Here is a 6,597-nt window from a genome sequence, read left to right as displayed (position 1 = left end):
TTGAAAAACCGCTTCCACGATGACAAAAATATCATCCGCATCATCTCTGCCATCTTTATCCTCATATTCTTCCTTATATACACGTCGTCCGGTTTCGTCTCCGGCGGCAAACTCTTTGAATCGGTCTTCGGCATGGACTACTTCTCGGCCCTCCTGCTCAGCGCCGGCGTCGTCGTCATCTACACCTTCCTGGGCGGCTTCATGGCCGTCTGCTGGACCGACTTCATCCAGGGCTGCATGATGTTCCTGGCCATCGTCCTGGTCCCCGTCGTAGGCGTCATCAGCTACGGCGGCCTGGGGCCCGTACTGGACCGGGTCGCTACTGATTCGCCACAGCTGCTCCAGCTCGTACCGGACACCAGCATGACCGGCATCATCGCCATCATCTCGGCCATCGGCTGGGGCGTCGGCTACTTTGGCCAGCCCCACATCCTGGTGCGCTTCATGGCCATCGGAGACCCCATGGAACTGAAAAAAGCCAAACACATCGCCATGACCTGGGTCATCATTTCCCTGGCCGCAGCCGTATTCGTCGGCCTCGTCGGCAAAGTCGTCCTGCAGACGCCGCTTGTCGGAGCCGATTCGGAAAAAGTCTTCCTCATCATGAGTCAGGAACTCTTCCCGCCTTTCCTGTCGGGCCTCATCTGGTCTGCCGTCCTGGCCGCCATCATGAGCACGGCCTCGTCCCAGCTTCTGGTCACGGCATCGGCTATTTCCAAAGATATGTACCATACGTTCATCAACACCAAAGCCAGTGACAAAGAACTGATCTACGTCAGCCGTTTCACCGTCCTCGTCGTAGCGGCACTGGCTATCTACCTGGCCCTCGACCCCAATAACTATATCCTGACCATGGTAGCCTACGCCTGGGCCGGATTCGGGGCAGCTTTCGGTCCCTGCATCCTCCTGTCTCTGTTCTGGAAACGGATGACCAAAAACGGGGCCCTGGCCGGCATCATCGTCGGCGGCCTCACGGTCCTCATCTGGAAACAGTTCGCCTGGTTCGGCCTCTATGAAATCGTGCCGGGCTTCATCTTCTCCCTGGTGGCCATCTATCTGGTCAGCAAATGGGACGCACCGCCCAGTGCCGAAATCCAGGCTGAATTCGACCGGGCCGTCAGCCTGAAACAGAAAATCACCGTACTCAAAAATGAAGACGAATAATAGGTAGCAAAAAGGACTGTCGCATGAAGACAGTCCTTTTTTTAGTGGCTGATTCAATCCAGTACGCGCAGGTCCGCTTCGTCCTGACGGACGATTTGTTTCAACTGTTCCACCAGCTGCTGCAAATCCTGCACGCTCCGGCCGGCGAAGTTCTTTTCGACGAAATCCCGTTTGGCTTCTGTCTGGGTAGCCTGGCAAATTTCTTCCAGATACGTTTTCAAGGCTGGAAGCAGCGTCGCTCCCGTCTTGTCCCGTACCATGCCCAGTACTTCCCGTACCTGCTGGCGCTGCTGTGTCTTGACCTTCCTGCTCCTGGCATAGCCCGTGACCAGCCCGACGGCGGCCCCGGCCAGGAGGACCGGCGGCATGATAGTGCTCACGGCCGCTCCCAGTGTGACGTGGGCCGCAGCCGGCGCGACGACAGCCGAATAGATGGACAGGGCACCTCCGGCAGCCCCGGCGGCCAGGACGGAATTTTTCACCGATTCCATGCCGGTATTTTCCTGCATCGAAAGGGAAAGCCGCGCCATTTCCATCTGGTTCTTTTCCTGCTCCTGTTCATACATGTGCGACAATTCGGCATCAATCCCCGAAAGCCGTCCCTGCCAGTCCGATCGTATCGTTTCCGACAACTGCTGCAGATACCCCTCTATTTCACTGCGGATCCGTTCCTGGGACAGGACCTGACGCAGCGTCTGCTGGAACTCGTCCTGGGACGAACTGCTGAAGGCATTGCCCGACCCGATCTGGCTGTACAGGGCCCCTTCCGCCCGGCTCAGGAACGTATGCAACAGCCACTCTCTCGTCTGGCTCAGCGCCTTTTCGGACAGCATCTTCCCGTTGTACTGGATCTGCTCATCCAGTTCCATATACGTGTGGAGCTTCCGTTCAATCTGATCCAATGCCTGGCGGTGCAGGAGTTTCATCTTATCCTCCAGTACCCGTGCCGATTTCATGATACTGTCCAGTTGCACGTCATCGACATGGCGTTCGATGTGCTCGTCCAGATACGTATACAGATCGGTAAACCCCGATTCGTCCCGGAGCTGCTGGTCGGCCTGCATGACCCCTTCGTAGGCCTTGCGGGCCGACAGGGGGAAAATCTCTTCCAGATAGATTCCCAGCGAGTCATCGAGATAATCGACCAGATCCTGCGGGTCGCCGTCCACCTGATCGATGCGGTTGATGACCGCCACGATAGGCTTGCCCATCTGGGCCACCTGGCGTACCCGTTCATTGACATCGCTCTGGCCCAGATAATTGCCATTGAATACCCAGAGGACCACATCGACGGACTGGAAATAGTCAGTCGTGCGCGATTCATTGGCCGTCGTAATCGTTTCCAGCCCCGGCGTGTCGATGAGGCAGATATGGCGCAGGCCCTGCAGGTTCCGGCCGACTTCCACGTAATCGCAGTGACCGAAGAAATCCTGATCGTTGTGATGCTCTTCTAACAGGCTGTATATGTCGCTCACAGACCCTTCCCGTTCTGTCCCGTCCCGGAAATGCAGGACGGCCTTTTCTTCCGGCGAATAGGCAATCTTCATGATGCACGCCGTCGTTTCCGTCGCATCCGTCGGGGAAATGTCACCCCCGGCAAAAGCGTTGATCAACGTCGATTTCCCCGCTTTGACCTCGCCGATGATGGCGGCATGGAGCGGCTGTTCGACTTTGGCCCGCAGCAGCTGCAGGTCGCGGTACACCGGGTACAGGCCGGGAAAAGCTTTGTCACCGAACAGGGGCGACTGCTCAGCCCGGGCCAGCAGCCCGTCTATATAAGTTCTAACGTCCATGAAATCCTCCTAATGAGAAAAAATAATGTCCTGGACCCGGAGCGGTATCACCTGCAGCCGGCCCAGGCCGTCCAGTTTCTGGAGATGCTCCATGACGGTCTGTGTCTGATCTGACGGCCCGTAGAGCTCGGCATACGTCGATTCCCGCAGAGAATCGATGGAACCTCCCGACTTTTCGATATAATCCTGGTACTCCCTTTCCAGCTTCTTCCGGACATCGGCCATCTGGTCTTCAAACCGCCTCTGTATCTTATCGGCCATACTGGAACCAAACGTACGGGACAGGAATTTGGCCACGCTTTTGCCAATATCCGTCGCTGCCAGTCCGGCAAAGATAAGCCCTACGGGGCCGAGCAGTGCCGCCGCCCCGATGGCCAGGGCTCCTCCCAGGGCCAGCTGGGCACTGCCCTGACCGCTCAAATCATCGGACAGATTGGCCCTGCCGATGACGCCCTGCTGATTGAGGCAGACGGTCATTTCATCCTCCTTCAGAGAGGGAAATTCCTTGAAAGGCGCTTTTTGCAGATGACGGCGGTAGAGGTCCATGAGCTGGCGGCTATGGGCCTCTACCAACTCATGGAGGCGCCGTTCCAGCGATTCCGGGCAGATGATCTGTTCCAGGATATACTCGTTGCGGTAATCCGTCTCCATATCCCAGAGCTCATCTTCCACACGGCCCGCTTCCCGATGGATGCGCTTCGCTTCCTGGTCCTGGAACGTCTCCAGATCCTGCTTCAGCCGGTCCAGGATTTCCGACGAATCCTTGTTCCAGGCAGCGATCTTCGCCTCCCGCTGACCGCTCACTTCGGCGAGGAGCAAAGAGGCCTGCCCCGCCTCCTGGCGGATGTGATCCAACAAATCGCGGCAGCCGCGGAGCTTGCTGCGGATCTGGATGTCCAGGGCGTCGGCAAAGAGCGTCCGGTTCAACAACTGCAGGAGAGCCGGCAGATTGCTTCGTTCCAGCAGGGCTTCCGCTTCCTGCCGCTCTGTTTTGCTGATACCGTCCTGATGCAGCATATCTTCCGCCTGCCGGGCTTCCTTGGCCGAAATAGGGACGATTTCCGTGAACAAGTCCCCATAGAACCGCCGTGCTTCCGCCAGCACATCGTCTGGATCCTGGCCGTTCTGCCGCACGATATCCATGCGGTTGACGACGGCAATGATGTTATCGGGATGCTTCTCATATTTCTCACAAAGCCGGCGCAGCTCCGTATGGTCGCCGGCACTGGCAATCTTATCCCCCGGCAGGATCCAGATGACGCCATCGGCCTTGGAGAAATATTCTTCCGCGCTGGCAACGATCATATCGTCCAGTTCCTGCCTGAGGCCCGGCGTATCGACGAGGCGGTAATGGCTCAGGATATTACTGTGGCCGACCGGCCAGGACGCTTCGATGACCTGCGACTGGTACAGGCCGTACTTGCGCAGTTCCCGCTGCTTTTCTTCCAGTACTTCGAGGGGCACTTTTTTCTTCTTGAACTCCCGCAGTTCCTGACGGATCGCCCGTTCCGAATCTTTCCGCTTCTGTTCTTCCCCTTCGATATATGCCTGGGCTTCGCCGGCGGTCATCGACCGGCAGGACCCGTCTTTGAAGGTGAGCGTACAAGAGGCATCCAAGTCCGCATCATGGAACACATCGATTTTCCACGTCTTCGGCAGGAAATCCTCTGCTGCCGCCTGCTGGCCCAACAGGGCATTGATCAGCGTCGATTTCCCGTTCTTGCCACTTCCCATGACAAAAAGCATAAAATTCTCATTCAGCCGTTCCGCCAGCTGATGAATGGCCGTACACGTTTCCTCTATGACCTGGATATAATCGTGAAGCCGGACAGTCTTTGCGCCACAAGCTGTATGGATGGCCTCCAGCTCGCGGGTGATATCGTCGAGATGAGCCAGCATCTGCTGCTGGACATGCCGGCGGATACGCTGATTATACCCGTCTTCCACATCATCATAGAGGGACTGCACCGCGGCAAACGTATCCTTAGAAATCATCACTTATCCCCCTATGATGCCTTTTATGGTATATCCGGCCAGAGCCGCCAGTATGACGAAATTGATGCCGGCCAGCACCTTGAGTGTCGTCAATTTAGAAGAAAGGGCCGCATCATATGCCGCCAGCGTTTTCACCTGTTCCAGATGCTCTGCATTGATCTTTTTCTCCATGTCAAGCGAATGATGGAATACCAGCTTTACACCCTGCCGGATATCATCCAGTTCTTTCTTCTGTTCCTCGCCCTGATGCTGCAAAGACTTCACGTTTTCTATGCGCCGTTTCTCTGACTGCTGCAGCCATCGGGAAACCATATCATTGCGGTTCCCTATCTCTTTCAGCAGCTCTGACTGCTGTTCCTGCCAGGAACTGATAAAATCAGCAAAACGCTGCATATTATCCAGAGCATGCTGGGAAACATCAGCATACATCGCCTCTGCCTTTTCTATATCCTTCACCAGCCTGGGCGAATCCTTCTTCAGCGCCTGCAGCGACTCGTTCAGCTCTTTTACAGAAGCCAGTGCCGAATCGCGCACCACCGACTCCGTTATCTCCTTCGTCACCGATGAAATGACCTTCGTAAACTCCTGTTCCAGCTCTTTGGACACGACTATCACCTTTCTTCACCCCGGCACGCAGCGGCCGGGTAATATATATCCATATTATACATCAGACTGCTGTAATGATGAAGCCTGTATATGCGATTACTTGGAGGAGGCTTCAATGGATGTCGGTTCCTACATAAAATGAAACACGAGTATCATAACCGCAATCATCATACTCGTGCTTCATTTTACAGAAGTGGTTCGGTATCTCTGCCGTAGGGCGTGATGGTAAACTGGAAATAACAAGGCAATCTCTTCCATTCCTCTATATACGGCAGCATGGGTGCCGCGTTCTTGGTCCAGAAGACGAAGCAGGCTACATCGTCGGGCAAAAGGGAGACACGGCTGATCTGCTTCGTATTGAAGGGATTAGGCACGAGGACAAAGCCTTCGCGGAGGCGGCGGAAGAACCAGGTACTATAAAACGCCGGTATATCGGTCCGGCGGCTGGCACTGATGATCATACCCGAATCATTCCCTTCTTTACCTGACAACCTGCCAGTTCAACCAGAGCATGTTTGAAACATCAGACGCCAAACGTCACCCTTTATAATTTTCCGGATAGATGGTGATATCATAGTGATTCTTATCCCATTCGTGCGTAATCTGATGCTTGTATGGCGCCAACGCATCAATGAGAACTTCATAGGCTTTGGTCCCCTGGTAGATACCTTCATCGGAAATATCGACTTTATAGCCATTTTCATGGGAATAGATGCCACCGGCATGATAGCCGCTTTCAGCACCGCCAGTGATGACGAAGGAAATGCCCGCCTGATGGGCTTCTGTATTCAGACGATCCAGGAAGGCAATGGTCGAACTCTGGAAATGGGCCGTATCGGTCGTCCAGTTGCTGTCCCACGGTGTATCCATGCCTTCGGTACTGCTCCACTTACGCAGGTTGCTCTTGCCAAAATCACGGCGGTACGCATAGGCATCGGCAATCGCCGCATCATAGGAATCATGTTGATACTGGTATTGGTACTGATCTTCATATTTCTGGCGGTTCCAGGCCGTGACCGGCGTAGCCATGTGCTGCGAT

The 6,597-nt window shown here is 55.3% G+C and carries 5 protein-coding genes and 1 pseudogene; 1 reads left to right on the top strand and 5 read right to left on the bottom strand.

Annotated features, from left to right (window positions below; translation table 11 throughout):
* Positions 1 to 1,164, top strand: a 1,164-nt coding sequence (locus DBO31_RS05010; protein ID WP_150824589.1) for a sodium/proline symporter, incomplete at its 5' end; no start/stop codon positions are given.
* Positions 1,165 to 1,217: 53 nt separating this feature from the next.
* Here the strand turns inward: DBO31_RS05010 and DBO31_RS05005 are convergent.
* The 5 genes and pseudogenes from DBO31_RS05005 to DBO31_RS04985 form a co-directional block, all read right to left on the bottom strand.
* A complete protein-coding gene (locus DBO31_RS05005) occupies positions 1,218 to 2,957 on the bottom strand; it encodes a dynamin family protein (protein WP_150824588.1) in 1,740 nt (579 codons plus the stop codon).
* 9 nt (positions 2,958 to 2,966) lie between these two features.
* A complete protein-coding gene (locus tag DBO31_RS05000; RefSeq protein ID WP_150824587.1) occupies positions 2,967 to 4,952 on the bottom strand; it encodes a dynamin family protein in 1,986 nt (661 codons plus the stop codon).
* A gap of 3 nt (positions 4,953 to 4,955) precedes the next feature.
* Entirely contained in the window at positions 4,956 to 5,567 is a 612-nt protein-coding gene (locus DBO31_RS04995; RefSeq protein ID WP_150824586.1) for a hypothetical protein, read from the bottom strand.
* Positions 5,568 to 5,743: 176 nt separating this feature from the next.
* On the bottom strand, positions 5,744 to 6,019 hold the full coding sequence (locus tag DBO31_RS04990; RefSeq protein WP_075582403.1) for a DUF1848 family protein: 276 nt from the start codon (positions 6,017 to 6,019) through the stop codon (positions 5,744 to 5,746).
* A gap of 76 nt (positions 6,020 to 6,095) precedes the next feature.
* Positions 6,096 to 6,597: pseudogene (locus DBO31_RS04985) on the bottom strand (alginate biosynthesis protein AlgP); the annotation flags it as partial.

Origin of the sequence: Megasphaera sp. DJF_B143 (assembly GCF_900320625.1) — a bacterium.
In the GTDB taxonomy this organism is placed as follows: domain Bacteria; phylum Bacillota; class Negativicutes; order Veillonellales; family Megasphaeraceae; genus Megasphaera; species Megasphaera hexanoica.
This window is presented reverse-complemented; position numbering and strand designations above follow the sequence as displayed.